The 25,079-nt window shown below is 59.2% G+C and carries 22 protein-coding genes; 9 read left to right on the top strand and 13 right to left on the bottom strand.

Annotated features, from left to right (window positions below; all coding sequences use genetic code 11):
• On the bottom strand, positions 1-612 hold the full coding sequence (locus ACZ9IM_RS01905; protein ID WP_030128339.1) for a trimeric intracellular cation channel family protein: 612 nt from the start codon (positions 610-612) through the stop codon (positions 1-3).
• A gap of 235 nt (positions 613-847) precedes the next feature.
• A complete protein-coding gene (orn, locus tag ACZ9IM_RS01900) occupies positions 848-1,390 on the bottom strand; it encodes an oligoribonuclease (RefSeq protein ID WP_008068863.1) in 543 nt (180 codons plus the stop codon).
• A gap of 107 nt (positions 1,391-1,497) precedes the next feature.
• Between orn and rsgA the strand changes: the two genes are divergently transcribed.
• From rsgA to ACZ9IM_RS01880, 4 genes are all read left to right on the top strand, one after another.
• The gene (gene rsgA, locus ACZ9IM_RS01895; protein WP_007902636.1) at positions 1,498-2,529 is read left to right on the top strand and encodes a small ribosomal subunit biogenesis GTPase RsgA; all 1,032 of its coding nucleotides are present in this window, start codon (positions 1,498-1,500) and stop codon (positions 2,527-2,529) included.
• A 213-nt stretch (positions 2,530-2,742) separates the two neighbouring features.
• Positions 2,743-3,150, top strand: coding sequence for a TIR domain-containing protein (locus ACZ9IM_RS01890; RefSeq protein ID WP_476223252.1), 408 nt, complete (start codon positions 2,743-2,745; stop codon positions 3,148-3,150).
• A gap of 3 nt (positions 3,151-3,153) precedes the next feature.
• Positions 3,154-4,113: a caspase family protein gene (locus ACZ9IM_RS01885; protein ID WP_427625118.1), complete on the top strand. Its 960-nt coding sequence runs from the start codon at positions 3,154-3,156 to the stop codon at positions 4,111-4,113.
• Positions 4,113-4,598 carry a toll/interleukin-1 receptor domain-containing protein gene (locus ACZ9IM_RS01880; protein ID WP_218397191.1) on the top strand — a complete coding sequence of 162 codons (486 nt, stop codon included), beginning with the start codon at positions 4,113-4,115 and terminating at the stop codon, positions 4,596-4,598. The genes ACZ9IM_RS01885 and ACZ9IM_RS01880 overlap by 1 nt, the downstream gene beginning before the upstream one ends.
• Positions 4,599-4,894: 296 nt before the next feature.
• Here the strand turns inward: ACZ9IM_RS01880 and ACZ9IM_RS01875 are convergent, their stop codons facing one another.
• The 5 genes from ACZ9IM_RS01875 to motA all read right to left on the bottom strand — a co-directional run bounded on the left by ACZ9IM_RS01875 (position 4,895) and on the right by motA (position 9,647).
• Positions 4,895-5,656, bottom strand: coding sequence for a hypothetical protein (locus ACZ9IM_RS01875; protein ID WP_427625117.1), 762 nt, complete (start codon positions 5,654-5,656; stop codon positions 4,895-4,897).
• A complete protein-coding gene (locus tag ACZ9IM_RS01870; RefSeq protein WP_427625116.1) occupies positions 5,650-6,798 on the bottom strand; it encodes a hypothetical protein in 1,149 nt (382 codons plus the stop codon). Before ACZ9IM_RS01870 ends, ACZ9IM_RS01875 begins: the two co-directional genes overlap by 7 nt.
• 285 nt (positions 6,799-7,083) lie before the next feature.
• Positions 7,084-7,353 carry a hypothetical protein gene (locus ACZ9IM_RS01865; protein ID WP_427625115.1) on the bottom strand — a complete coding sequence of 90 codons (270 nt, stop codon included), beginning with the start codon at positions 7,351-7,353 and terminating at the stop codon, positions 7,084-7,086.
• 410 nt (positions 7,354-7,763) lie between these two features.
• The gene (motB, locus tag ACZ9IM_RS01860; RefSeq protein ID WP_476223251.1) at positions 7,764-8,792 is read right to left on the bottom strand and encodes a flagellar motor protein MotB; all 1,029 of its coding nucleotides are present in this window, start codon (positions 8,790-8,792) and stop codon (positions 7,764-7,766) included.
• 3 nt (positions 8,793-8,795) lie between these two features.
• The gene (gene motA / locus ACZ9IM_RS01855) at positions 8,796-9,647 is read right to left on the bottom strand and encodes a flagellar motor stator protein MotA (protein WP_008009851.1); all 852 of its coding nucleotides are present in this window, start codon (positions 9,645-9,647) and stop codon (positions 8,796-8,798) included.
• A gap of 155 nt (positions 9,648-9,802) precedes the next feature.
• On the opposite strand from motA, the gene ACZ9IM_RS01850 reads away from it, so the two are divergent.
• The 4 genes from ACZ9IM_RS01850 to ACZ9IM_RS01835 all read left to right on the top strand — a co-directional run bounded on the left by ACZ9IM_RS01850 (position 9,803) and on the right by ACZ9IM_RS01835 (position 15,229).
• Positions 9,803-11,335, top strand: coding sequence for an HDOD domain-containing protein (locus tag ACZ9IM_RS01850; protein WP_476223250.1), 1,533 nt, complete (start codon positions 9,803-9,805; stop codon positions 11,333-11,335).
• Positions 11,336-11,594: 259 nt separating this feature from the next.
• A complete protein-coding gene (locus ACZ9IM_RS01845) occupies positions 11,595-12,410 on the top strand; it encodes a rhodanese-like domain-containing protein (protein ID WP_427625112.1) in 816 nt (271 codons plus the stop codon).
• A gap of 18 nt (positions 12,411-12,428) precedes the next feature.
• Entirely contained in the window at positions 12,429-13,289 is an 861-nt protein-coding gene (gene asd / locus ACZ9IM_RS01840) for an archaetidylserine decarboxylase (RefSeq protein ID WP_476223249.1), read from the top strand.
• Positions 13,290-13,438: 149 nt separating this feature from the next.
• Positions 13,439-15,229, top strand: a complete 1,791-nt coding sequence (locus ACZ9IM_RS01835) for a molecular chaperone (protein WP_476223248.1) — start codon at positions 13,439-13,441, stop codon at positions 15,227-15,229.
• A 119-nt stretch (positions 15,230-15,348) separates the two neighbouring features.
• Here the strand turns inward: ACZ9IM_RS01835 and serB are convergent, their stop codons facing one another.
• Positions 15,349-16,563, bottom strand: coding sequence for a phosphoserine phosphatase SerB (gene serB / locus ACZ9IM_RS01830; RefSeq protein ID WP_007939616.1), 1,215 nt, complete (start codon positions 16,561-16,563; stop codon positions 15,349-15,351).
• Positions 16,564-16,697: 134 nt separating this feature from the next.
• On the opposite strand from serB, the gene ACZ9IM_RS01825 reads away from it, so the two are divergent.
• Positions 16,698-18,227 (top strand): AhpA/YtjB family protein, encoded by a 1,530-nt coding sequence (locus ACZ9IM_RS01825; protein ID WP_476223247.1) that lies wholly within the window; start codon positions 16,698-16,700, stop codon positions 18,225-18,227.
• Between the two features lie 248 nt (positions 18,228-18,475).
• On the opposite strand, the gene ACZ9IM_RS01820 is transcribed toward ACZ9IM_RS01825, so the two are convergent.
• From ACZ9IM_RS01820 to parE, 5 genes are all read right to left on the bottom strand, one after another.
• Positions 18,476-19,189 carry a PqiC family protein gene (locus tag ACZ9IM_RS01820; RefSeq protein ID WP_008074671.1) on the bottom strand — a complete coding sequence of 238 codons (714 nt, stop codon included), beginning with the start codon at positions 19,187-19,189 and terminating at the stop codon, positions 18,476-18,478.
• Between the two features lie 176 nt (positions 19,190-19,365).
• A complete protein-coding gene (parC, locus tag ACZ9IM_RS01815) occupies positions 19,366-21,633 on the bottom strand; it encodes a DNA topoisomerase IV subunit A (protein WP_007902602.1) in 2,268 nt (755 codons plus the stop codon).
• Positions 21,634-21,643: 10 nt separating this feature from the next.
• A complete protein-coding gene (locus ACZ9IM_RS01810) occupies positions 21,644-22,165 on the bottom strand; it encodes a retropepsin-like aspartic protease family protein (protein WP_218397175.1) in 522 nt (173 codons plus the stop codon).
• On the bottom strand, positions 22,162-23,151 hold the full coding sequence (locus tag ACZ9IM_RS01805; protein ID WP_476223246.1) for an esterase-like activity of phytase family protein: 990 nt from the start codon (positions 23,149-23,151) through the stop codon (positions 22,162-22,164). Before ACZ9IM_RS01805 ends, ACZ9IM_RS01810 begins: the two co-directional genes overlap by 4 nt.
• Entirely contained in the window at positions 23,151-25,055 is a 1,905-nt protein-coding gene (parE, locus tag ACZ9IM_RS01800; RefSeq protein WP_427625104.1) for a DNA topoisomerase IV subunit B, read from the bottom strand. Before parE ends, ACZ9IM_RS01805 begins: the two co-directional genes overlap by 1 nt.
• Between the last annotated feature and the right edge of the window lie 24 nt (positions 25,056-25,079).

Here is a 25,079-nt window from a genome sequence, read left to right as displayed (position 1 = left end):
TCATGCCTCGTCGTTATAAACAAACTTCGGCATTTCCCAGTGGAAACGGATCGCCAGCAAGCGCAGCAGGAAGCCGCCGAACAGGGTGATCAGGATCGCCTGTTCACCGGGTAATTGCAGGTAGATGCAGAGCAGATAGCACCATGCCGCGGCAAACGAGACGCTGGCGTAGAGCTCGCGGCGGAATATCAGTGGGATGTCGTTGCAGAAGATGTCCCGCAGAATGCCGCCAAACACGCCGGTGATCACGCCGCTGACGGAGGCCACCAGCATGCCGTGGCCCATTTCCAGGGCCGTCATGCAGCCGATCAGGGTGAACGCCACCAGGCCCACCGCGTCGAGCACCAGAAACAGTGAACGCAGATGGCGCATCCAGCGGGCAATGAAGATCGTCAGCATCGCCGCAACGGAGGTCAACACCAGGTATTCCGGGTGTTTGACCCAAGTCAGCGGGTAGTGGCCGAGCAGCACGTCGCGTACCGAACCGCCGCCCAGTGCGGTGACACACGCAATCAGCACCACGCCAAACCAGTCCATGCCGCGACGGCCCGCAGACAGGGCGCCAGTCATGGCTTCGGCAGTAATGGCGATCAGGTAGAGCATCAGCAACATGGTGGCGGTCCTGGCAGAAAGGCGCGCAGTCTACTCACTTCACCGAAGCACCAAAAGAGGGCACCGAAGCATTCACGCAGATCTGTGGCGAGGGGGCTTGCCCCCGTTGGGTCGCGTAGCGGCCCCAAAACCAGACACCATGTTTTGTCAGGCATACCGTGACCGACCGGTTTGCGACTGCTGCGCAGCCGAACGGGGGCAAGCCCCCTCGCCACAATGGCCCGCGAGCACCCAATCAGAACTTGATGAAATTCTTGCGGTAGTGCTGCAGCTCGGCGATCGATTCGCGGATGTCGTCCAGGGCCAGGTGGGTGCTGCCCTTTTTGAAGCTGTCGCGTACGTCCGGTGCCCAGCGCGCGGCCAGCTCTTTGAGGGTCGACACGTCGAGGTTGCGGTAGTGGAAGTAGCTTTCCAGCGATTTCATGTGGGTATAAAGGAAGCGACGATCCTGGCAGATGCTGTTGCCACAGATCGGCGACTTGCCCTTCGGCACCCATTTTTCCAGGAAGGCGATGGTCTCGGCTTCGGCTTCGGCCATGCTGATACGGCTGTCGCGAACCCGTTGGGTCAGCCCGGAGCCGCCGTGCTGACGGGTATTCCACTCGTCCATGCCAGCGAGGATCTCGTCGCTGTGGTGGATGGCGATCACCGGACCTTCGGCCAAGGTGTTCAAATTACTGTCGGTGACGATGGTGGCCATCTCGATGATGACGTCGGTATCAGGGTTCAGACCGGTCATTTCCAGGTCGATCCAGATCAGGTTCAGCGGGTTTTGCATGAGTCGGCTCCTCGGCGTAGGTGCGCAGTTTAGCCTAGGGAGGCCACCGGGCGTGCTAAACTCGCGGCCGTTTTACCTAATCGCTGCATTCTCGATACGGAACACCCATGGCCAAACGCCAACTCAATCGTCGTCAAAACTGGCGCATCGAAAAGATTCAGGGCGAGCGCGCTGCCCGCGCCGCCAAACGCGAGTCCTCGGCTGTCGAGGCACTCGAAGGCGGCGACCTGGGTCCGGAACAGACGGGCCTGGTGATCGCCCACTTCGGTGTGCAGGTCGAAGTCGAGGCCCTCGATGGCGAATTGGCCGGCCAGGTGTTCCGCTGCCACTTGCGCGCCAACCTGCCAGCGCTGGTGACCGGCGATCAGGTGGTATGGCGTGCCGGCAACCAGGGCATCGGCGTGATCGTGGCGCAACTGCCGCGTAAAACCGAGCTCTGCCGTCCGGACAGCCGTGGCCAGCTCAAGCCGGTGGCGGCCAACGTCGACTTGATCGTGATCGTCTTCGCGCCGCTGCCCGAGCCTCACGCCAACCTGATCGACCGTTACCTGGTCGCTGCGGAACACGCCGGTATTCGGCCGTTGCTGCTGCTGAACAAATTCGACCTGATCGACGAGCAGAACGCCCCGGCGTTGAACGCCTTGCTGGCGGTTTACCGCACGCTCGGTTACCCGGTGCTGGAAGTGTCGGCCCACCACGGCAATGGCATGGAGCAGTTGCAGAAGCAGCTGGATGGGCACATCAGCGTATTCGTCGGCCAGTCCGGTGTCGGCAAGTCGTCGCTGGTCAACAGCCTGCTGCCGGAAGTCGACACCCGCGTCGGCCCGCTGTCCGAGCTGTCCGGCCAAGGCACCCACACCACCACCACCGCGCGATTGTTCCACTTCCCCGGTGGCGGTGAGTTGATCGACTCCCCGGGTATCCGCGAATTCGGCCTGGGTCACGTCAGCCGGGCCGACGTCGAAGCCGGCTTCATCGAGTTCAACGACCTGATCGGCACCTGCCGTTTCCGCGACTGCAAGCATGACCGCGAGCCGGGGTGCGCCTTGCTCAAGGCTCTTGAAGAAGGCCGCGTGCAGCAGCAACGGATGAACAGCTACCGCTCGATCATCGCCAGCTTGCCTGAAAGCAGCTATTAAACAGACGTGCCAGCCGCCCCTGACTCTTACGGGGCGGTAGGTCGTTCGTGGCGTCCTACAAAAACGCTCTCAATTAAACGTCAGACCTCTCTGTAAGGCTTCTTCGCGCCTGCCTGAAGGACGCGTCTCTTTAACCGCCAAGGCCTTGTTGCGGCCACTCAAGTGCATACATTCGAGCCCTCATCGCATTTCAGGCGATACCGAGGGACAGCCATGCAAACCTACCATTTGTTCATCAGCCACTCGTGGAACCACTCAGACGCCCACGACAATCTGGTCCGCTTGCTCAATGCAAAACCCGGCTTCACGTTCAAGAATTTTTCGGTGCCACCGGACAACCCGATCACCGGCGCGAAAACAGACAAACAGCTTGAAGAAGCCATCGAAAACAAGATTCGGCTCTGCTCGGCAGTGCTGATCATGGCAGGGATGTATTCGACCTACAGCAAGTGGATCAACAAGGAAATCGAGATCGCCAGGCGAATGGGCAAGGTCATCATTGCGATAAAGCCGTTTGGTGCCGAACGGATTTCCACGGTGGTACGCCGGGCGGCGCACGCGGAGTGTGCGTGGAACACCAACAGCATCATCGATGCCATTCGCACTCACGCGGCGGGCTGAACCATGCGCAAGGGACTGTTCATCGGCATTAATAACTACAGCCATGTTTCGCAATTGAGTGGCTGCAACAATGACGCGATGGCCATGGCTTCGGTGCTGAAAACCGACGCCAATGGCGATCCGAATTTCAAGAACCTGGTCCTGACCTCCGCCGAAGATTATCTGAGCCGCGAAAAGCTCGAAGGGCATATCCAGGAACTGTTTTCAGGCGATTGCAGCGTTGCACTGTTGTACTTCGCCGGTCACGGCAACTTCGACGTCGATACGGACGAAGGTATGCTGATCCCCCAGGACTACAAATCCGCCAAGGATGGAATTCGCATCAGCGACATCCTGAATTGGGCGACCAAAGCCGTAAAAATCAAAAACAAAGTGATTATTCTCGACTGCTGCCAAGCGGGCTCGGCGGGCGAAGTGCGGGCGCTACGCAGCGAAAGCAGCATGGTGTGCGAAGGCATGACCATCCTCACCGCGTGCAAAAAGGAAGAGCCGGCTATGGAAGGCGCCAACCACGGCATCTTCACGGGGCTGCTGCTGCAAGCATTGCACGGCGGCGCCGCAAACATATTGGGAAAGATTACCCCCGGCAGCCTCTATTCATTCGTCGACAACGCTCTAGACGCGTGGGAACAGCGCCCGGTGTTCAAGACTAATGTGTCGCAGTTCATTTCATTGCGAGAAGTCTCGCCGCTGATCCCCAAAGAGATTCTGCGCAAACTGCCTGATTGGTTCGAAGAGGCGGAGTCAATGTTTGCCCTCGATCCGAGCTACGAACCTACCGAAGCCACGTTCGACCCAGAGCACGGCGAAGTCTTCGCCCAACTGCAAAAGTGCAATCGCCACAGCCTGATCGAACCGGTGGACGCCGAGCACATGTACTACGCGGCCATCAACTCCACCGGTTGCCGCCTCACCGCCCTCGGCGCCTATTACCGCGAACTCGCGATCAAGGGACATTTCTGATGCCAGTGTTTATCAGCTACCGCCATACCGATCGGTCCCACGCCATCGCCATCAGCACCCGCCTGATTCGGGCCAACATCAAGACCTACTTCGACGTGCTGGATCCGGAATCACAGACCACTGACGACATCACCGGGGTCATCACCCGCAACATCACCGAGTGCACGCATCTGCTGGCGATAGTCTCGGACAAGACCGCGCTGTCGTGGTGGGTGCCGTTCGAAATCGGTGAAGCGACCATCAGCAACCGGCGGATATGCTCATTCAAGACCGGACCGGCGGAACTGCCGCTATATCTCGATAAATGGCCAAAGCTCAGCACCGACAAGGATCTGGAGTTTTTCATTGATGCCTATCGTGAAGAAGTGGCGACCAAGCGCTCAATGACGCTGGGCTCGATCAACGAATCCCTTTACCGCACCTACAGAGGTAACGCCGAGTTGTTCCACGACCAACTCAAGAACCGCATCCGACGCGGTTTCTGACAGGCGCAAAAAAGCGGCGATGATTGCAATGCTGCTCACTTAAGCGAGACTCTTCAGTCAAGCCTACCTTTGTGGCGAGCGAGCTTGCTCCGCGCTGCGTTCCGATGCAGGGCTGCTTAGCAGCCCCAAAATCCGATAACAATCGCCGAATTTTGTGAGTCCGCACTCAAGCGGGAGCGAGCTCCCTCGCCACAGGTTTCTCACTGACTAAAGCCCCTCTTAAGTGCCTTCTGAACGGCCAAAAACAGGATTTACGCACGCTATCAACGCTAGTGATACTGTGCGAAAAAAATGAATTAATTGAGGCCAAAGGCTTCTTGAATGATCTTGATCAAGCGGTCACCATCCACCCTTTTGTAACCTTGAGGGTTTGACGCAAGCTCAGCGGGCACCTGGCTGAGAAATAACGTCAAATCGAGAGCCATTCGTTCAGGAAGCTTGGCCATTCCTTCTGTAAGACCGACAGACAGTAAGATCACATCTCTGAAGTGCTTATTGATATCACGACTGTCCACTCGAGCGCCGTTCTCGACCTGTGCCTTCTTGTTAAGCCAAGCATGGGCCTTGAGCGGAACGAGCCTGTCGGCCCCGATGTGACTGATTTCCTGAGTGTGGTCGACGCCGGCCAGGAGAAAGTTGTAATACTCATCATCAAGGATGATCGCAGAAAGGCTTGCGGCTTGCTCTTCTACGGGGACTTTGGTCATTCGTGCCGCTTCTTCGTGCTCCAGGCCATCTGGAACCCGAGAAAAAAGCTCGATCTGAACTGGAAAGGATTTGTCCTGAGGATCCTGGAAGCGATAGAAAACAGGGGAGTCCCCTCCGCTGTCGCCATTTTGGCGAATGGCGTACCCGCCGTCCTTGATGAACGTCCAGAACTGCCCTACGAACTCACGATTGAGGGCCTCAACGACCAGCACGACATCCAGATCCTTGGTGGCTCGAAATGGCTCATCCAGAAGCTCCATGGTAATGGATGCTGCCACCCCGCCAATCAGAACGTAGCTACCTTGGTAGTCTTTGAAATACTCTCTAAACCGGTCGATACCCACTACCATTTCACGTTCTCCATCATTTCATCCAAACACATTTGCACCCGGTCATCATGCTCATCCTTGAGACTCAGGTAGAGAGAAAAGGGGTCTACAGCCCCAGTAGCTGTGTTGCTATACAGAGGGTCATAGCTCCAAAACTGGATGCAACACGCTGCATGGTTTTGCGGCACCTCATAATAGGGAGATGTGGTTTCGAATTTCGATTTGGCCGTCTTTGAGGTTGAACCCCAAAGGCTGATCTCTACCCCATATGCCGTATTCACTTTTTGACGGTGATCAGACTGAGCTAGCCCTCGAATGTTATCGAACTGCGCAGTCGTCATTGCAAAGCAAGGCACTTTGGGACTGGCGAGAAGGCTCATTTCTGCCAGGGCTGCCTCCCCCGCCAGCAGCATTGGGGTGTCAAACGCCTCAGGAATTGCATTTAACCAAAGCGTTTTTTTGACCGGCGTACGCATATAGTTTTTCGCCATTTCCCAAGTCGCCCTGGGGGACAAGTGAAAAAATATCGCGGCTTCACCCATTTCCTTTCCAGGCCGAACGATGTCCAAGTCGGTCAGCTCTTTAATGGCTCTGGTGACGGTCATTTTCGCGTAGGTAAAGGTTTTTTCAAAAGTGGAGCGAGTGATCAGTAGCTGGTGCTGCCATCCTTTAATCAAGAATTGAATAAGCATGGATTGGGTGGCGGGACTCAGAACCTGAGGTTTTTCCAGACGCTGCCTGTAGTACTCCCGCAAATCCATTCCAAACGCAGGAAGGTAAAGCTGGTTTCCTGGCACGATGAATTGGACGCCTTTCTCGACCAGTCGCTTTCTGTCATAGCTCGGAAGTGTGTCTGTGACGAAGATCATGAGGTCGCCGGTTTCGGGCGATTTCTTCGCCAGCAGGTTGTTGATTGCCTGCATATGCTTGGCGACATCTGCAACGCTAACTTCCCGCTGCGGACGTTCCTTGAGGATGAGGCACTCGGCGCCCAAGATTTGCGTGACGAAAAACTCGTATCGGTCACGCAGCGCATACGGAAGGATTTTGATGTGTTCCCACGGTTTTAATCGCAGCTTTAGGCCAAGCACACTCTCTACATAGACCTTGAGCTCGATCAGGTCACGCCTCTCATGGAGGTCGTCGCTGGTAAAATCAACCATGGTCATTCTTCCGCATCACGATTTCATCACGATATCAGAAGGCCTGATAGCGTGCAAAATTCTTGATATTCCTCCGTGAATTTTGATGCAGAGTCTCTGAGAAGCAAGATAAAAGGTAATGGCCGGGGAGCGAGTGACAGTCGCGGCAGGGATGTAGTTATCTACAACCCCTACCGCGATCAGATTTTTTGGGCCCCTACGCCGCCCAGTGCCGGAACGCCGCCTGGAGCAATCACTCGCCACAAATTAGTGAACTGCATTGCACGACGATCGCCATTTCTGGTTTCAGCGTGCAGCTTTTTCCAGCTTCCAGCCCAGCGCATCCAGGGCGTCACAGCCGTCCTGAATCAACACGTGTGCAGCATTGGCGAAATGCTCCAGGTCGTGACCTTCGGCGTCCTTGATGCACAGGCAGGTAATGCTGTTGAGCAGATTGCGCGCGGCTTTGATTCGGTGAGTGGCGGTTTCGAGGAGATCCGATACTTTGGCTTCGGTATCTATGTACAGCGTCGGGCCGACGCTGAAATTGCCTTGCAGAGGGTGGTACTGGGTCATGTTTATATCTCATCTGATAAGTGAAACTCCCACCCTTTCGCGGCTAAACGAATTGGGTGGTAGCTGTACGCGGGTTAGCCGACCGGACAGATGAACCCGGCACACCCGAAGGTGTCCCACGCACAGCCACCATAGACATGCAGATGCCAGGCAGCAAAAAGCGCCACGATTATACGGGCGCTTGTGCATCATCTGTTACGACCGGCTAAAGTCGATCACCGAAACGTCGGCGACGGGCGAACTATAGGCGAGCAACCTAGGGAAGTAAAACCCGGCCAATACGCCTCAGAACGGTCCTACGCCAATCTCGGAAGAAAGCCATGTTCTTTATTTTTGCTGCTGGCAGTGTCAGTCCCGTGCCCGGTGAGTAGAGACAAAAAAGCCGCGATCATTCGCGGCTTTTTTATGGGTCACTGCTTGGGCGACTCACCCGGTTTCGGCGCCGGGTTGTCGAACAGATTCAAACGCTCGCGAAGCTCATGAGCCGGCAGCGGCTCCTTATCCGCCGGCAATGCGTTCGGATCGGCTGGCGGCGCGGGCACTTCGCCCAGGCCACCCTGCCCTTGCGTTGGCACTGGCGCAGGTTCGGCACCTTGCGAACCTTCGATGGCACGCTGGGCTTTTTTGGTCAGCACAACAATATCGATGCGGCGGTTGACCGGGTTGAACGGGTTTTCCCGGTCGAACAGCGCCGACGAGGCATAACCCACGACTCGCGCTACCTGAGCGTCCGGATAGCTGCCGGCGATCAATGCACGGCGAGCCGCGTTCGCACGGTTGGCCGAGAGTTCCCAGTTGCCGAAGTCGCCGGTGCCCGAGTATGGCTTGGCATCGGTGTGGCCGCTGATGCTGATCTTGTTCGGCACCGCTTTGATGGTGTCGGCCATGGCCAGCAGGATGTCTTCGAAATACGGCTTCAGACGCGCACTGCCGGAGTCGAACATCGGGCGGTTTTCGGCGTCCACAATCTGGATGCGCAAACCGTCCTGGGTAATCTCGAAGAGGATCTGATCCTTGAACTTCTGCAACTGCGGGTTTTCTTCGACCTTGTTCTGCAACTCTTGCAGCAGCAATTCCAGGCGCTCTTTCTCAACCTGCTCGGCCATGCCTTCGACCTGTTCGGAGTCGATAGTCACCTTGTCCGGCTGAGGCTGGGATTTCACCTCGGGGTTGAGGGTGTTCTCCGGTGCCAGGGTCGGCGAGCCGCCCAGATCGATGATGTATGGCGTGCCGCTTTCGCTGAAACCGACCGGGTCCTTGAAGTAACCGGCGATGGCGATCTTCTGTTCCGGCGTTGCCGTGGACAACAGCCACAACACCAGGAAGAACGCCATCATCGCCGTCGCGAAGTCCGCGAAGGCAATTTTCCAGGAGCCCCCGTGATGCCCGCCCGCGTACTTTTTGACGCGTTTGATGATTATCGGCTGGTTATTTTCCATGACTTAGCGACCGCGAACCGCTTGTTCCAGCTCAGCGAAGCTAGGACGGTGCGCCGGGTACAGAACCTTGCGACCGAATTCCACTGCCAGCGATGGCGGCATGCCGGAAGCCGAAGCCACCAGCGAGGCCTTGATGGCTTCGTAGACGTTCAGTTCTTCCTTGGCATCGTGGCCCAGAGCGTGGGCCAGCGGGCCAAAGAAACCATAGGCCGCGAGAATACCGAAGAAGGTACCTACCAGAGCCGCACCTACGTGCAAGCCAATCATTTTCTGGTCGCTTTCACCCAGCGAAGCCATCGTCACCACGATACCCAATACCGCCGCAACGATACCGAAACCCGGCATGGCATCGGCGATGCCGTTGACTGCGTGGGAGGGGTGATCCAAGTCTTCCTTGAGGCTGGTCAGTTCCATGTCGAACAAGCCTTCAAGCTCATGGGGAGCCATGTTGCCGGAGGACATGATGCGCAGGTAATCGCAGATGTACGCAGTCATGCGGTCATCTTTCAGGACTGCCGGGTACTTGGCGAAGATCGGGCTCGCGGCGGCATCTTCGATGTCGCCTTCGATTGCCATCATGCCTTCGCGACGGCTCTTGTTAAGAATCTCGTAAATCAGCCCCAACACTTCAAGGTAGAAGGTGTGGTTGAAACGCGAACTGAACATGCCCAAAGACTTCTTGAGCACGTGCATCGTCATATGACCGGGGTTGGCCTGCAGGAATGCACCAAGGGCCGCGCCACCGATAATCATCACCTCGAAAGGCTGAATGAGGGCGGCAATCTTGCCGTGGGAAAGCACGTATCCGCCGAGCACGCTCGCGAATACGACGATGATGCCGATAATTTTAGCCATAGGTAGGAGAGCACTTACTGAGTCGGGTTCAAGGTCATATTCGGAAGTTAAAAAATCTCTTCTTCTCCTTATCGGCAAAACTGCGCCAGACTATAGCCAGTTAAGGCGAAAAGCCAATTTGGCCCACGCAGGGATAGGTAAAGCAGCGTCCAGACATGGCTAACGAAACGAACGTCCCCACGCCAAAACCGACCACGCTCGAAGGCTGGGTCAAGCTGCTCGATGGTGTGCGCCTGCCGGTTCCGCAAGCCAGTCACGACCGCGTCTGCAAAGCCATCCGCGATAGCCGCAGCTCGCTGCGCGACATTGCCGAAATGATGCAGGACAGCCCGGCCCTGGCCTTGAGTGTGATTCGTGAAGCCAATCGCCACACTCATGGCAGCATGGCCACGCCTGCTGAAAATCTTGAAGTGGCAATTAATCGCCTCGGTTTGAAACGCACCGAAGAATTGCTCGAGCGCTTGCCCGCCGAACCCCAATCGCAGATCCCCGTTGCCCTGCGCCAGCTTCAGCTGATCAGTCAGCACGCCACTCAACAGGCCAATGGTTTTTTTGCCAGTCGCCTGGCGCGGTTGTGGCAGGACATCCACTGGGGCAGCCTGCTGTTTCTTTCGCCACTGTGGCCCATGGCGTTGACCCATCCGCAGATGCTTGAAGAATGGGAACTGCGGGTCATCCATAAAGGCGAGTCGGCGCGCAAAGTCGAAAAGCAATTGTTCGGCGTGCGTCTGCTGGAAATCTGTCTGGCGCTGGTGGATATCTGGCGTTTGCCGATCTGGGTCCAGCAGGGTTATCGGCTGCTGCGCAGCGAACAACGCGAACTGGTGAAAGTCCTGCGCATCGCACGGGACGATGATCACCCGCTACGCCAGCAGAATCGTCTTGATGACGACCCGACGTTGCGGCGCTGGCTTAATCAGCCCGCCAACACCGTGCTGCTGGCCAATGGTCTGGCGTTGTCGGCACAACAGGCCTGGGACAGTCCTCACTGTGAACGCTGGCAGTACCTGACCAGCCTTTATCTGCAGATGCCGATGGATGAGGTGCAACAACAATTGCACCAACAGGCCGCTAACAGTGCGCGCCAACACGCCATGCCGGACCTCTGGCACCCGGCCGAAGCATTGATCTGGCCGGCGGGCATGAACCGCGTTCACGCCGGCTTGCTGCCGGCCCTGGCGCCCACCGCCGAAGACCTGGCGAAGTGGCGTAAACAATGCGCCGAATTGCTGGTGGAGCCGAGCCGGTTTACCAATGCCATGCACTTGACCACATCGGCCCGAGATGCCTTGGTGGCGTGTGGCATGCGGCGAGTGATGATCCTGATGGCCGATCGCACACACGCCAGTCTGCGCGTGCACCAGATTGCCGGGCTGCCCAAAGAAGTGGCCGGCCTGAACCTGGCGGTCAGCCAAAGCACTGTGCTGCAGCGGTTGCTCGCACAACAGGCTCAGGTGCGCCTGACGCCGGCCAACAACGCCCAATTCTCGGCCCTGTTGCCGGCCAGCCTGCGTTCGCAGTTCAGCGGTGAACACCTGCTGCTGCGCTCCCTGGTCAACAATGGTCGGGTGATCATGATCGTGGTGGCGGATCAGGGCGGCGGGCCGTTCTCGGAAATCACCGTGCAGGCGTTCGGCAAAACCGCGCAATGCATCGAAAAAGCCCTGCACAGTTTTAGCCAGCGCTAGGGGCTGATGCCAGTTAGATAAGTGAAGATCAAGACCTGTGGCGAGGGGGCTAGCCCCCGTTGGACTGCGAAGCAGTCCTAAAACCTGCAACCTCGTTCTGCCAGGCACACCGCATACAGCGGATTTGCGACTGCTTCGCAGCCGAACGGGGGCAAGCCCCCTCGCCACAGATTCAGTTGTTTCCTGTGCCGAAATAACTGATAACAGGCCCTCATGACGCTGCGCTACAATCCTCCCCTTTGTGCTCTGGAGACCTCACATGTCTGACTTCTCTGGCTTGGCGCTGGTGATCGAGCCGAGCGACCTGCTCCCGCGTCTCGACTCCCGCGAACTGATTCTGGTGGACCTGACCAGCAGCGCCCGCTATGCCGCAGGGCATATCCCCGGGGCACGCTTTGTCGATCCAAAACGCACTCAACTGGGTCAGGCGCCTGCGCCAGGCCTGCTGCCGACCCAAGCCGCGCTTGAAGCATTGTTCGGCGAACTGGGACACAACCCTGATGCGGTCTATGTCGTCTATGACGACGAAGGCGGCGGTTGGGCCGGGCGCTTTATCTGGCTGCTGGATGTCATCGGCCACAGCAAGTATCACTATATCGATGGCGGCCTGCCGGCCTGGCTGGCAGAAGGCTTGCCCATGTCGATCCAGATCCCGCCGGCGGTCGGCGGCCCGGTCGCCCTGACCCTGCACGATGAACCCATCGCCACCCGCGAATACCTGCAAAGCCGCCTCGGTGCCAACGATCTGGCGATCTGGGACGCGCGCGGGCCGCTGGAATACTCCGGCGAGAAAGTGCTGGCGGCCAAGGGCGGGCACATTCCCGGCGCGGTCAATTTCGAGTGGACAGCCGGCATGGATCAGACGCGCAACCTGCGCATCCGCACCGACATGCCGAAAATCCTGGAACAACTCGGTATCACCAAAGACAAAGAAGTCATTACCCACTGCCAGACCCACCATCGTTCTGGCTTCACGTATCTAGTAGCCAAGTCGCTCGGTTATCCGCGAGTCAAAGGCTACGCAGGCTCTTGGGGCGAATGGGGCAACCATCCCGACACGCCCGTAGAGATTTAAGGTTTTTAAGGACAGTTAATGAATAAGCGTTTGTTTATCCTCAGCCAATACCTGCTGCCCCATCACTTGCTCTCGCGACTGGCCGGCTGCATTGCCGAATGCCGCGTGCGCTGGTTCAAGAACGCCCTTACCGCCTGGTTCGCCAAGCGTTACCAAGTGGACATGTCCCAGGCGCTGGTCGAAGACCTGACGGCTTACGAGCATTTCAATGCGTTCTTCACTCGTGCCTTGAAAGACGGCGCTCGCCCGCTGGACCAAACCCCAGGCGCGATCCTCAGCCCGGCCGATGGTGCCGTCAGCCAGCTCGGCCCGATCGAACACGGTCGCGTTTTCCAGGCCAAGGGCCACAGCTTCAGCGTGCTGGAACTGCTCGGTGGTGACGCGGCCAACGCAGCGCCATTCATGGGTGGCGATTTCGCCACCATTTACCTGTCGCCCAAAGATTACCACCGCGTGCACATGCCGCTGGCCGGCACTCTGCGCGAGATGGTCTACATCCCAGGCCGCATCTTCTCGGTCAACCAGACCACCGCTGAAAACGTACCGGAACTGTTCGCGCGCAACGAGCGTGTGGCGTGCATTTTCGACACCGAACGCGGCCCGATGGCCGTAGTGCTGGTGGGTGCGATGATTGTGGCGTCTATCGAAACTGTCTGGGCCGGGCTGATCACGCCGCCAAAACGCGAGCTGAAAACCTTCCGCTACGATGAAGCGGCCCGTGCGCCGATCCATCTGGAGAAAGGTGCGGAGCTGGGTCGCTTCAAACTCGGCTCTACAGCTGTCGTGCTGTTCGGGCCGGATCAAGTGAAATGGGCTGAAGGACTGGGTGCTCTTTCGCCAGTGCAGATGGGCCAAGGCATCGGCTTGCCAAGCGCCTGATCCCGGATCCGCCGCACGGAATTTCTTCCGGGCGGCGCATTCCCCCGCAAGGCAAACGTGACGTAAAAATCGCGACCCCCCCTCCGCGTTCATAGCTGCTACAGTCAAGTCATTCACTGCCCATTTCCCGGTCGGAGTTTGTCTACGGCATGAATGAGACCAATCCTGTCTTGCTGCTACGCGCACCAATCCCGACGCAGTCGCGTTTGTCTTTCTGCGAAGCCACGCCTCGCGACCTCAAGCGCTGGATCGCCAACCTGCCCAAAGCCAACATCGGCGAAACCGCTCGCCAGTTGTATCAAGGCTTGAGCGAACTTAATCAACTGCTCACACCCAGCGATAATCGCCTGCAATTGCTCGAACTGCTGCGGCCCGAGGTGTATTACGTCTGCAAGCACCTGGAGCGGCATTTCCTGCATCAGGCCATTGTGCTCGACGAGCGCTCGCGCAAGATCGCCAACCTTTGCCAGGCGCTGCAGAGCCACTTGGCGATCGGCTACAAGCAAATCGTCATTCGCGTCACGCCGCGCTTCAGTAAGGATCGCGCGCCGCTGCTGACCCAGGCTTTGCAGAGGGCAATCCATTGCCTGAACGGCGCATTGATCCGCGCCACCGAACTCTATTGCCCGGTGCCCGAAAATCTGTGGCTGGAACTGCATCAGCTGTATCGGATTGGCTGTCAGTTCCAACTGCAAAATCTGAGTGTGCGCGATGAACTGGCCAGCCAGACGCAAAAGCTGAGCATCGAGCAAACCTACGTCGTCGCCCTTCTGCTGGGTGCTTCACGCTGCAATCAGCTGCGCCAGAACCAGATCGCCCGGCTCGCCGAGGTGCTCGAACCCTGGAGCCAGTGGATCAAGCTGCAACCGGCCAAACCGGACAACGGGCTGTTTGCCATCGCCCCGGATCTCGACACCGGGCCGCGCTACCGCTCCAAATTCCTCGCCGAACAACAGGAGAGTTTGCTGGGAATCGACCCGCAACCCTTGGTCATGGCCATCGAAAACCATCTGCAGCAGTCGACCGACAAGGTATCGCCGTTGCCCGTGCCGGCGGGGCTGAATCTGGATACGCTGCAACACCTGCATGCTGCCTGGGGCCAGGCCGCCGAGCGCAGTTTCCAGCGCACTGTCGGCCACGGCACGTTGACCCTGTGCGTGGGCATGAGCGCTTTGCACTTTTATCTTGGCGGGCAACGCTCGTTCAACGACATCCTGAAAAAACCCGGCGCCCGCCCCGCGCAGTTCTCGGCGACCGACCCGACAGCTCGCGCCAAAGACCAATGGCGCCACGCCTTCGACGCCGCCCCTCATGGCACGGCAGACACGCTGCTGCCCTACGAAGAGATCGAATACCCGCACCTTCAAAACGATGACAGCCACGAGGCATCCGACCGCCAGCAGCATTTCCCGACCTATGCGCTGCCGGTGATCAATCACAGTCCTGGCGGCTATTGCCTGGCCTGGCCCGGCGCGGTGCCCGCCGAGCTACAGGCTGGCGAAATGGTCGGTATCGAGGATGCCGCCGGTCAAGGCTGGAGCATTGCAGTGGTGCGCTGGATCCGCCAGGTGCGGGGCGGCGGCACGCAGATGGGTATCGAGCAAGTCGCGCCTTGCGCCGAACCCTGCGGCCTGCAGCTGATACGCTCCCACGACGAGCACAGCCAGTACTTGCGCGGGCTGTTACTGCCCGCCATCAGCGCCATCGACCTGCCGGCCACCCTGCTCACACCGCGCCTGCCATTCCAGGAAGGCAATAAGGTGTTGATCAATACCAACGGCGAGGAACGCCGGGCCGGGCTGGAGCGGCGGGTGGCGAGCACCAACAGCTTTAATCAGTTTGCCTACCGTTCGCTTGAGACAGCCAGAAACGAAAACGCCGCGGGGAGCGGCGTGGTCGGGGTAGCGGAAGAATTTGATTCGTTGTGGAAGTCGCTTTGAGGGTGACTCCATGAAACCGCGGTGCGCCCAATCGCGGGCAAGCCCGCTCCCACAGGGTCCGTGCTGTCCTTGTGGGAGCGGGCTTGCCCGCGAAGAGGCCCGCCCGGACAACCTGAAACTCAGAGCTGCCCGTCGCGATCCCGGAAGCCCAGTAGATACAGCACGCCATCCAGCCCAAGGGTGGAAATCGCCTGTTTCGCCGACTGCTTGACCAGCGGCTTGGCACGGAACGCTACACCCAGCCCGGCAATCGCCAGCATCGGCAGGTCGTTGGCACCGTCACCGACGGCAATCGTCTGCTCCAGACGCAAACCTTCCTTATGCGCCAGCTCACGCAACAGATCCGCCTTGCGTTGCGCATCGACAATCGGCTCGACCGCCACACCAGTCACCTTGCCGTCGACCACTTCCAGTTCGTTGGCAAATACATAGTCGATGCCCAGCTTGGCCTGCAGTTGCTTGGCGAAGTAGGTGAAGCCGCCCGACAGAATCGCCGTCTTGTAGCCCAGACGCTTGAGTTCGGCGAACAGGGTTTCGGCGCCTTCGGTCAGGCGCAGCGAGGCGCCGATGGAATCCAGCACGCTGACGTCCAGCCCTTGCAGCAAGGCCAGGCGCTCTTTGAAGCTGGCGCGGAAGTCCAGCTCGCCGGCCATCGCCCGCTCGGTAATCGCAGACACTTGGTCGCCCACACCGGCGGCCTTGGCCAGTTCGTCGATGACTTCGGCTTCGATCAGCGTCGAGTCCATGTCGAACACCGCCAGACGGCGGTTACGGCGGAACAGCGAATCCTCCTGGAAGGCGATGTCGACGTTCAGCTCTTGCGCGACGCTGAGAAATTCGGCCCGCAGCGCTTGCGGGTCCGCCGCCTCGCCGCGCACGGAAAACTCGATGCAGCCTTTGCCTTTGTCGGCCGGAGTGTCCAGCGGCATGCGCCCGGACAGGCGATCGATATGATCGATGTTCAGCCCATATTTGGCGGTGATCGAGCTCACGCGCTGCAATTGCTCGGCGGTTACTTTGCGGGTCAGCAGGGTAACAATGTGGCGTTTCTTGCCCTGATTGCCGACCCACTGCTGGTAATCCTCTTCGGACACCGGCGTGAAACGCACCTGTTGCTCAAGCTCATAGCCTTTGAACAGGATGTCCTTGAGCACCGAGTTACCTTGTTCGGTATCGGGAATTTCAACCAGGATGCCAAACGACAGGGTGTCGTGGATCACCGCCTGACCAATATCGAGAATGTTCACACCACCCTGGGCCAGAACGCCGGTAATGGCCGCAGTCAGACCCGGACGGTCGACTCCCGTGATGTTTATCAGGACGATTTCGCGCAAGGCGCACCCCCGCAGGTGGAAAAAAACCGCATTCTACCCATTTTCAGTGACCATCGGGCACCGCGAGCGCTTTGACGGCCTAGGGCCTGTCGCTATACTGCGCGTCAACTTCACGGACAAAGAGCCGAGCTCAAGTGAACCGGCCCACGCCAGTAAAAACCGATAACTTCTTTCTGCTGATCTTCCGGGCACTGCGTCATCGCCGTGTACCGATCGCATTGCGCATTGCCAGCCATAACGTGATCCTGGTCGCTCTGGCCCTGGTGATCTATGCCTGCGTGATGGGTTTGCAGTTCAAGCAGGCCATGCACGAGCAGGCGGATGCCCTGGGCGAAAGCCTGACCACCCAGACCGCGACCTCGGCCACGGAGCTGTTGGTGTCCAATGACATCCTCAGCCTGAATGTGCTGCTCAACAACCTGACCAAGAACAAACTGGTGGCTCACGCGGCCATTTACAGCGTGGATAACCGTATCCTCGCCGAAGCCGGTCAGCGCCCCAAGCACGGCCTGTTGGGCGAAGCGGAAGGCATGTACCAGAGCAAAATCACTTTCCAGGACGTGACTGCCGGGCAACTGCGCATCAGCCTGGACATGGATCAGTTCCAGCAGCCGATGACCATCAGCCTGCAAAGCATGGGCATCCTGAGTGCGATTCTGCTGGCGCTGTCCCTGGCCTTGAGCCTGCGCCTGGGACGCAATATCTCCACACCGCTGATGCAATTGCGGGTGTGGCTGCGCAATATCGACGAATACACCCCGGCCACCGAGCGCCAGGATGAGGTCGGCGACCTCGCTCGTCAGCTGCACGCCAATTTCGCACCGGAGCCTGCCGAGCCCGAGCCCGTGCCAGAACCTGAGTTCGACGACAGCGATTACGACGACGAAACCGATCCGGCCTTCGAAGTGCGCAACCTGCGTGATCCAAGTTTCGATGAAACCAAGCCTGTAGCCGGCCTCAAGCCTGCGCCGCGGCGCATTGTCAGCACCGTCGAAGATGATGAGGACGACGAAGATCCGTTTGCCGACCTGCGTGACGACGCGACAGACAGCGCGCCGAAACCGGTGGCAAAGCCGAAGGTATCGAATCTGCCGCAGCACAGCGCAGTACTGGCCGTGCAACTGGGCGCACAAGATCAGCTGCGCCGCCTGCCCCGCGCACGCCTGGAAGAGCTGCTGAAGCGCTATCGCGATTGCCTCGATCAGGCCGCGTCGCTTTACCAGAGCGAACTGCACACATTGAATGATGGCAGCACGCTGATGCTGTTCCATACAGAAGACAGCGGCGACGATTACCTGACCAACGCCATCTGCTGCGGCGAGTTGCTGCGCGCCCTGGGTCATCAGTTGCAGATCGAAGTCGCCGACAGCGGCATCACCCTGCAATTGCAGCTTGGTCTGACGCTGGGTGACGAGTTGTTCGGCTTGAGCCAGATCGACTTGCTGCTGACTGAAACCGCTCAGGATGCACTGGCCCTGTCGCAACACAGCCGCAACCTGCTGCTGGTTGAGCGCAAGATCAGTGACGACGCGCTGATTCGCCAGCGTGCACGGATCCGCCCGATCGCAAGCCCTGAAGGTGCATGTTGCGTAGAGCGCTTGATGGAGCCTTATCCGTCGATGCTGGAACGGCAACTGGCGCGGATGCACGAACGCCGGGCGTAAGCCTTAGCCCTGCTGTAAAGAAGCCCGCAGATGAGCGATCGTCTGCGGGCTGATCGTTCCCATGCTCCGCGTGGGAATGCCTCCAGGGACGCTCCGCGTTCCAGCCCCACCTCATACCCAGAACCTGGCACCGATGTGACGCAGAGCGTCACCGGCTGCATTCCCACGCAGAGCGTGGGAATGATCAGTACGCGCCACAAACAACAAAGCCCGCACAAGGCGGGCTTTGTTCTGGACTCAATCCAGGCTTAGAACCTGAACACTTCCATATCCGTGCGAATCGGCGAAGCCATCGGGATTTTCGGCTGCTTCTCCGGTTCTGCTGCCGGTGTCACAGGTTTGGCAGCTGGCTTGCGAGGTGCTTCAGCGATCGGCGGCTGGTTCGCCAGTGGCTTGAGCGCCGTCGACAGCTGCTCGGCCAGACGCTGCAGCAACACACCCTGAGCCTGAACCTGAGCCGCAGTCCCGCCGGTGTGCTGTTCCTGCAGATGAATGATGCGGTTATCACGCACCTGACCCCGACGGTCAATCAGCCGCCATTGAGCATCAAGGATCGCCGGTTGCGATGCACCCGAGTCCAGACGCGTGATCGTCAGCAGCACCTGAACATCCGGCGTGAAGCCTAATGTCGCCGGTGCCAGGACAACGCGCTGGCTGTCCAGATGGCCGGCGACCTGACGCAGCAACAGCTGATCGATGTCGGACGACAGGCTACCCGCCCAACGACCATCAGCCGAAGCTTGCAGGCTGCCATCGGGCTGACGCTGCAACAAGGTTTCGCGTTGCAGGTAGTCGGCAACCGTTACCGGGCCCAGCAATACCGCCATGCCAGCGCTTTGCGCAGGCTGAGCCGGACTTCCGCTGTCCAGCTGATACAGCGACACCGGTTGGTGAACGCTGCAACCCGCCAGGCCAAGTACGCCGGCGAGCATCAAAATAAAAGGAAGGCGCAGAGCAGTCATCGTCCCATCCAGGTGGCTGCCATAAGGCTAACCACAGTGAAAATACTCAAAAAATATGAAGAACGCTCGGCTACGCCGGCGCTTGAAAGGCCATATCATCCGTGAATATGCGTTCCGACTCCAGCGGCAAAGCGTCGATCTACGCGTTAAATCGTAGATCGAGCGCTCTAGGACGCTTAATTGAGGTTTTCGACGAACAGCGCATCAACCCTCTGAAAGCCACGTGGAAGTTTGTTACCGCGACGTCCACGCTCACCTTTGTAGTGTTCGAGGTCGTCCGCCTTCAGTGACAAGGTACGTTTTCCGGCCTGCAGCACCAAAGTGGCACCCTCCGGCAAAACGGCAATGTCCGTGACATATTCTTCGCGACTGGCAACACGTTCACCGGAAATCCCGATGATCTTATTCCCTTTTCCTTTACCTAATTGTGGCAAATCGCTGATTTTGAAAATCAGCAGCCGACCTTCGGTGGTCACCGAGGCCAGCCAGTTGTGCTCACGATCGGCTACCGGACGCGGCAGAATCACTTTGGCGTTGTTCGGCAAACTCAACAGGGCCTTGCCCGCCTTGTTCTTGGCTTGCAGGTCTTCACCCTTGACCACGAATCCGTAACCGGCGTCGGAGGCGATCACGTACAGCGAATCGTCTTCAGGCATCAGCACGCATTCGAAGCTCGCCCCTGGCGGCGGCGTCAGACGGCCGGTCAGCGGTTCGCCCTGGCCGCGGGCCGAGGGCAGCGTGTGTGCAGCCACCGAATAGCTGCGACCAGTGGAGTCGATAAACACTGCAAACTGGTTGGAGCGACCGGGCGCTAAGGCCTTGAAACCATCCCCGGCCTTGTAGGAAAGCCCGGTGGCGTCGATTTCGTGCCCCTTGGCAGAGCGAACCCAGCCTTTTTCCGACAGAACTACGGTCACTTTCTCGTTCGGCAGCAGATCGTGCTCAGTCAAGGCCTTGGCTTCTGCACGCTCGACGATTGGCGAGCGACGGTCGTCGCCATACGTTTCGGCGTCCTTGATCAGCTCGGTGCGTACCAGCTTTTTCAGCTTGGCTTCGCTGCCCAGCAGGGCTTGCAGCTTGGCTTGTTCCTTGAGCAGTTCATCCTGCTCGGCACGCAGCTTCATTTCTTCCAGTCGCGCCAACTGACGCAAACGGGTGTCGAGGATGTAATCGGCCTGGATTTCGCTCAGGGCGAAACGCTCGATCAGTGCGGCTTTCGGGTGTTCCTCGGTGCGGATGATGTGAATCACTTCATCCAGATTGAGGTAAGCGATCAACAAACCGTCCAACAGGTGCAGGCGACGCTCAACCTTGTCCAGGCGGAATTGCAGGCGACGACGCACAGTCTGGACCCGGAATTCCAGCCACTCGACCAACAGCGCACGCAGGTTTTTCAGCTGCGGCTTGCCGTCCAGACCGATGATGTTGATGTTGACCCGGTAGCTCGACTCCAGCTCGGTGCTGGCGAACAGGTGGGTCATCAATGCATCGTGGTCAAAGTTTTTGCGTGCGCCCGGGATAATCACGATCCGGCACGGGTTTTCGTGGTCGGATTCGTCTCGCAGGTCAGCGATCTGCGGGGCTTTCGACGGTTTGGCCTGCATCATGGCCGCGATCTGTTCCAGCACCTTGGCGCCAGACACCTGATGCGGCAGCGCGGTGACGATGATGTCGCCGTCCTCGATGTGGTAAACAGCGCGCATACGCACCGAGCCCTTGCCGGTTTCGTAGATTTTCAGCAGGTCGGCGCGCGGCGTGATGATTTCTGCTTCGGTCGGGTAATCCGGGCCCTGGATGTGTTCGCAGAGCTGCTCGACCGTGGCTTTCGGCTCGTCCAGCAGGCGCACGCAAGCGGTCGCGACTTCGCGCAGGTTATGCGGCGGTACGTCGGTGGCCATGCCCACGGCGATACCGGTGGTGCCGTTGAGCAAGATGTTCGGCAAACGGGCCGGCAACACCAAAGGCTCTTCCAGCGTGCCGTCGAAGTTCGGGCCCCAATCCGCAGTGCCCTGGCCCAGTTCGCTGAGCAGCACTTCGGAATAACGCGACAGCCGCGCCTCGGTGTAACGCATGGCGGCGAAGGACTTCGGATCGTCCGGCGCACCCCAGTTACCCTGGCCGTCGACCAGCGTGTAGCGGTAGCTGAACGGCTGGGCCATCAGGACCATGGCTTCATAACACGCCGAGTCGCCGTGCGGGTGGAACTTACCGAGCACGTCACCGACGGTACGTGCCGATTTCTTGTGCTTGGAATCGGCGTCCAGCCCCAACTCGCTCATCGCATAGATGATGCGCCGCTGTACCGGCTTCAGGCCGTCGCCGATATGCGGCAAGGCACGGTCCATGATCACGTACATGGAGTAGTTGAGGTAGGCATTTTCGGTGAAGTCAGCCAGTGACCGGCGTTCTACACCGTCCAGGCTGAGATCAAGGGAGTCGCTCATGCGGGCCTCATCAGTTCGTTGTCTGGCGCAGCAGCATGGTGCCACCGCGCTGGGTAAATTCAAGTTTGTTCAGTGCGCTCATACCGAGCAGCACCTGATTGCCGTGCAAACCGGGCGCCACCAGCGCGCGAACGTCACGCAGCACGATGTCGCCCAATTGCAGCCGGTCGAGGCGGGTTCGATAGCCCTCGCTCAAGCCATTGGCCGTGCTCAGGGTCACCCCAAAGCCTTTTTCCAGTTTCAGCCGCTCGGCCATTTCGGCCGGGATCGACACATCGGTCGCACCGGTATCGAGCATGAACTCCACGGGCTGGCCGTTGATCTGGCCGGTAGCAACAAAATGCCCCTGGCTGTTGCCGATCAGCTTCACTTCGATAAAACCTTGGCCCTGCTCAGAGCTGACGACGGTATTGGGATTCTGTTGACGCTCCTCCCACTGACCGAAGAACCGCGTCGCCAGAAACAGCGCGGCGCACCAGGCCAGCACCATCAACACCCGACCGGCGCGCTTGCCCGGCGGTTGCGGACTCATGTCTTGGCACTCCAGCCGCCTTCAGGCGCGGCAAAGCGCCAGACAATCGGGCGTACCTCGCCATCGGCTCGCGCACCGTTATTGTTGTCGATGCCGATCCAGGCGCCGTCGGCGTCCACGATCAACGCCTCCGCCAGCCCATAGGCCTGTGAATAACGACGGTTTTCCTGCAAGGCCTCGGCGGCAAACGACCAGCAGCGCTCCACCCTGGCTGTCACGGCATCACGGCGGCAAACCTGAAAGACGTTGCGCTCAAGGGTAAACAGCTTGCCGTCGAACAATGACAGATCGGCAAAATCCCGGGAGCGCGTTCTGGCCTTGGGAAATTGCGCTGGTTGCATCTCCACCCCGGCTTCACTCAGCAGCACACACCCCCCCTTGCAGTCCCAGACCGTTTGCTGGCGCTTGATCATCAGCAAACCGCGGCGCTCACGTTCGGCGGCCAGCCACAGCGTGTCACCGGCCGGATTGATCGCCAGCCCTTCAAACAATGCATTGAAGTGCAGCAACATACCGCTGGCCCGTGCTTCGCGTACCAGCATCGGCGAGATTTTCAGCCAGGACGCAGGCCCGATTGGCGGAACTTGCAACACTGCGGCGTGCGCTTCGCTGACGATGTAACGATTGCCAGCGCTGTCGCAGGTGATGCCTTCGAAATCCAGGTCCCCGCCCCGCACGAACGACGCCGCCCAGGTCCGCGAACGCAAGCCCCAGGGCAAACCGCTGTCGGGCACCAGGGGTGCGTCGATGCGCACGGTTTCGGCTTGCCAGGTAGTGTTGCGGGTGTCGAGGCGATAGATTTGATCATCGTCACGGTCCGAAACGGTCCACAGATCCTTGCCGCACTGGGCCAGCCCCGACAGATTGCCGCCGCGCATGCCGTCGACGGCATGCTCGGACAACAGGCGCAGCTCGGGTGCAGGCTCCGCCGAAACCGTTACCGAGGTCAGCAGCAACGCACACGCCAGGGCCCAGCCAAATCGCATCAGCCCAGAACCTCGGCCAGGTTGCCCTTGGACTCCAGCCAGGACTTGCGATCGCCAGCGCGTTTTTTCGCCAGCAGCATGTCCATCATTTCCGAGGTCGCGTCGAAATCTTCCAGCGTCAACTGCACCAGACGCCGCGTGTTCGGGTCCATGGTGGTTTCGCGCAACTGCGGCGGGTTCATTTCACCCAGACCTTTGAATCGGGTGACCTGTGGTTTGCCGCGTTTCTTCTCGGCTACCAGACGATCGAGAATGCCATCGCGCTCGGCCTCGTCCAGGGCATAGTAAATTTCTTTGCCCAGGTCGATACGATACAGCGGCGGCATGGCGACGTAGACGTGACCGGCATCCACCAGCGGGCGGAAATGCTGGACGAACAAGGCGCACAGCAACGTGGCGATGTGCAGACCGTCGGAGTCGGCGTCGGCGAGGATGCAGATCTTGCCGTAACGCAGCTGGGCGATGTCCGCCGAGCCCGGATCGACACCGATGGCCACGGCGATGTTGTGCACTTCCTGGCTGGCCAGCACTTCGCTGCCGTCGACTTCCCAGGTATTCAGAATTTTGCCGCGCAACGGCAGAATCGCCTGAAACTCTTTGTCCCGCGCCTGTTTGGCCGAACCGCCGGCGGAATCACCTTCCACCAGGAACAGCTCGGAACGCATCGGGTCCTGCCCGGCGCAGTCGGCGAGTTTGCCCGGCAATGCCGGACCTTGGGTAATGCGCTTGCGCTCAACCTTCTTGCTGGCCTTCAGACGACGGCCGGCGTTGTTGATCGCCAGCTCCGCCAGAAGCATGCCGGTTTCCGGGTGAGTGTTGAGCCACAGGCTGAAGGCGTCCTTGACCACACCGGAAACAAACGCCGCCGCTTCACGGGATGACAGGCGCTCCTTGGTCTGACCGGAGAATTGCGGCTCCTGCATTTTCATCGACAGAACGAACGCGATGCGCTCCCAGACGTCTTCCGGCGCCAGCTTCACACCGCGCGGCAACAGGCTGCGGAACTCGCAGAACTCGCGCATTGCATCGAGCAAGCCCTGACGCAGACCGTTGACGTGCGTACCGCCCTGGGCTGTCGGGATCAGGTTGACGTAGCTTTCCTGAACGCTGTCGCCGCCCTCGGGCAACCACAGCAACGCCCAATCGACCGCTTCTTTGTTACCGGCCAGGCTGCCGCAGAACGGCTCGTCCGGCAGGCGTTCGAATTCGCTGACCGCGTCCACCAGGTAGGAGCGCAGGCCGTCTTCGTAATGCCATTCGACTTTCTCGCCGGTGGCCTTGTCTTCAAAACTGACCAGCAGCCCCGGGCACAGAACGGCCTTGGCCTTGAGCACGTGCTTGAGGCGGCTGATGGAGAATTTCGGTGAATCGAAATACTTCGGGTCCGGCGCAAAGAACACGCTGGTGCCGGTATTGCGCTTGCCGACGGTACCGATCACTTCCAGCTCGGTCTTTTTGTAACCGTCAGCGAAAGTCATCTGGTATTCGTTGCCGTCGCGTTTTACACGCACCCGGACTTCGGTCGACAAGGCGTTGACCACAGAAATACCCACCCCGTGCAGACCGCCGGAGAACTGGTAGTTCTTGTTGGAAAACTTGCCGCCCGCATGAAGCTTGGTGAGGATCAGCTCGACACCCGACACACCCTCTTCAGGGTGAATGTCCACCGGCATGCCACGGCCGTCATCGCTGACTTCCAGGGAGTGATCGGCATGCAGGATGACCTGTACCGATGTCGCATGCCCGGCCAAGGCTTCGTCGACGCTGTTGTCGATGACTTCCTGGGCGAGGTGGTTCGGCCGACTGGTGTCGGTGTACATGCCGGGGCGTTTGCGCACCGGGTCGAGGCCCGAGAGGACTTCGATGGCGTCTGCGTTATAAGAGCTAGCGCTGGGAGTGGCCATGGGGTCTCGTCGTCCGCCTGTAAA

The sequence above is a fragment of the Pseudomonas sp. TE12508 genome (assembly GCF_056279485.1).
Note: the sequence above shows the minus strand (reverse complement) of the source record. Positions and strands in the feature narration are given on the sequence as shown.

Coding starts and splice junctions, on each gene's coding strand:
- ACZ9IM_RS01885 (WP_427625118.1), top strand. CDS start 3,154: ATGCGCAAGGGACTGTTCATCGGCATTAATAACTACAGCCATGTTTCG.
- motB (WP_476223251.1), bottom strand. CDS start 8,792: ATGGAAAATAACCAGCCGATAATCATCAAACGCGTCAAAAAGTACGCG.
- ACZ9IM_RS01810 (WP_218397175.1), bottom strand. CDS start 22,165: ATGAGTCCGCAACCGCCGGGCAAGCGCGCCGGTCGGGTGTTGATGGTG.
- orn (WP_008068863.1), bottom strand. CDS start 1,390: ATGCAAAACCCGCTGAACCTGATCTGGATCGACCTGGAAATGACCGGT.
- ACZ9IM_RS01875 (WP_427625117.1), bottom strand. CDS start 5,656: ATGGTAGTGGGTATCGACCGGTTTAGAGAGTATTTCAAAGACTACCAA.
- ACZ9IM_RS01835 (WP_476223248.1), top strand. CDS start 13,439: ATGAATGAGACCAATCCTGTCTTGCTGCTACGCGCACCAATCCCGACG.
- asd (WP_476223249.1), top strand. CDS start 12,429: ATGAATAAGCGTTTGTTTATCCTCAGCCAATACCTGCTGCCCCATCAC.
- ACZ9IM_RS01850 (WP_476223250.1), top strand. CDS start 9,803: ATGGCTAACGAAACGAACGTCCCCACGCCAAAACCGACCACGCTCGAA.
- ACZ9IM_RS01890 (WP_476223252.1), top strand. CDS start 2,743: ATGCAAACCTACCATTTGTTCATCAGCCACTCGTGGAACCACTCAGAC.
- rsgA (WP_007902636.1), top strand. CDS start 1,498: ATGGCCAAACGCCAACTCAATCGTCGTCAAAACTGGCGCATCGAAAAG.
- ACZ9IM_RS01880 (WP_218397191.1), top strand. CDS start 4,113: ATGCCAGTGTTTATCAGCTACCGCCATACCGATCGGTCCCACGCCATC.
- parE (WP_427625104.1), bottom strand. CDS start 25,055: ATGGCCACTCCCAGCGCTAGCTCTTATAACGCAGACGCCATCGAAGTC.
- ACZ9IM_RS01845 (WP_427625112.1), top strand. CDS start 11,595: ATGTCTGACTTCTCTGGCTTGGCGCTGGTGATCGAGCCGAGCGACCTG.
- ACZ9IM_RS01905 (WP_030128339.1), bottom strand. CDS start 612: ATGTTGCTGATGCTCTACCTGATCGCCATTACTGCCGAAGCCATGACT.
- motA (WP_008009851.1), bottom strand. CDS start 9,647: ATGGCTAAAATTATCGGCATCATCGTCGTATTCGCGAGCGTGCTCGGC.
- ACZ9IM_RS01820 (WP_008074671.1), bottom strand. CDS start 19,189: ATGACTGCTCTGCGCCTTCCTTTTATTTTGATGCTCGCCGGCGTACTT.
- parC (WP_007902602.1), bottom strand. CDS start 21,633: ATGAGCGACTCCCTTGATCTCAGCCTGGACGGTGTAGAACGCCGGTCA.
- ACZ9IM_RS01805 (WP_476223246.1), bottom strand. CDS start 23,151: ATGCGATTTGGCTGGGCCCTGGCGTGTGCGTTGCTGCTGACCTCGGTA.
- ACZ9IM_RS01865 (WP_427625115.1), bottom strand. CDS start 7,353: ATGACCCAGTACCACCCTCTGCAAGGCAATTTCAGCGTCGGCCCGACG.
- ACZ9IM_RS01870 (WP_427625116.1), bottom strand. CDS start 6,798: ATGGTTGATTTTACCAGCGACGACCTCCATGAGAGGCGTGACCTGATC.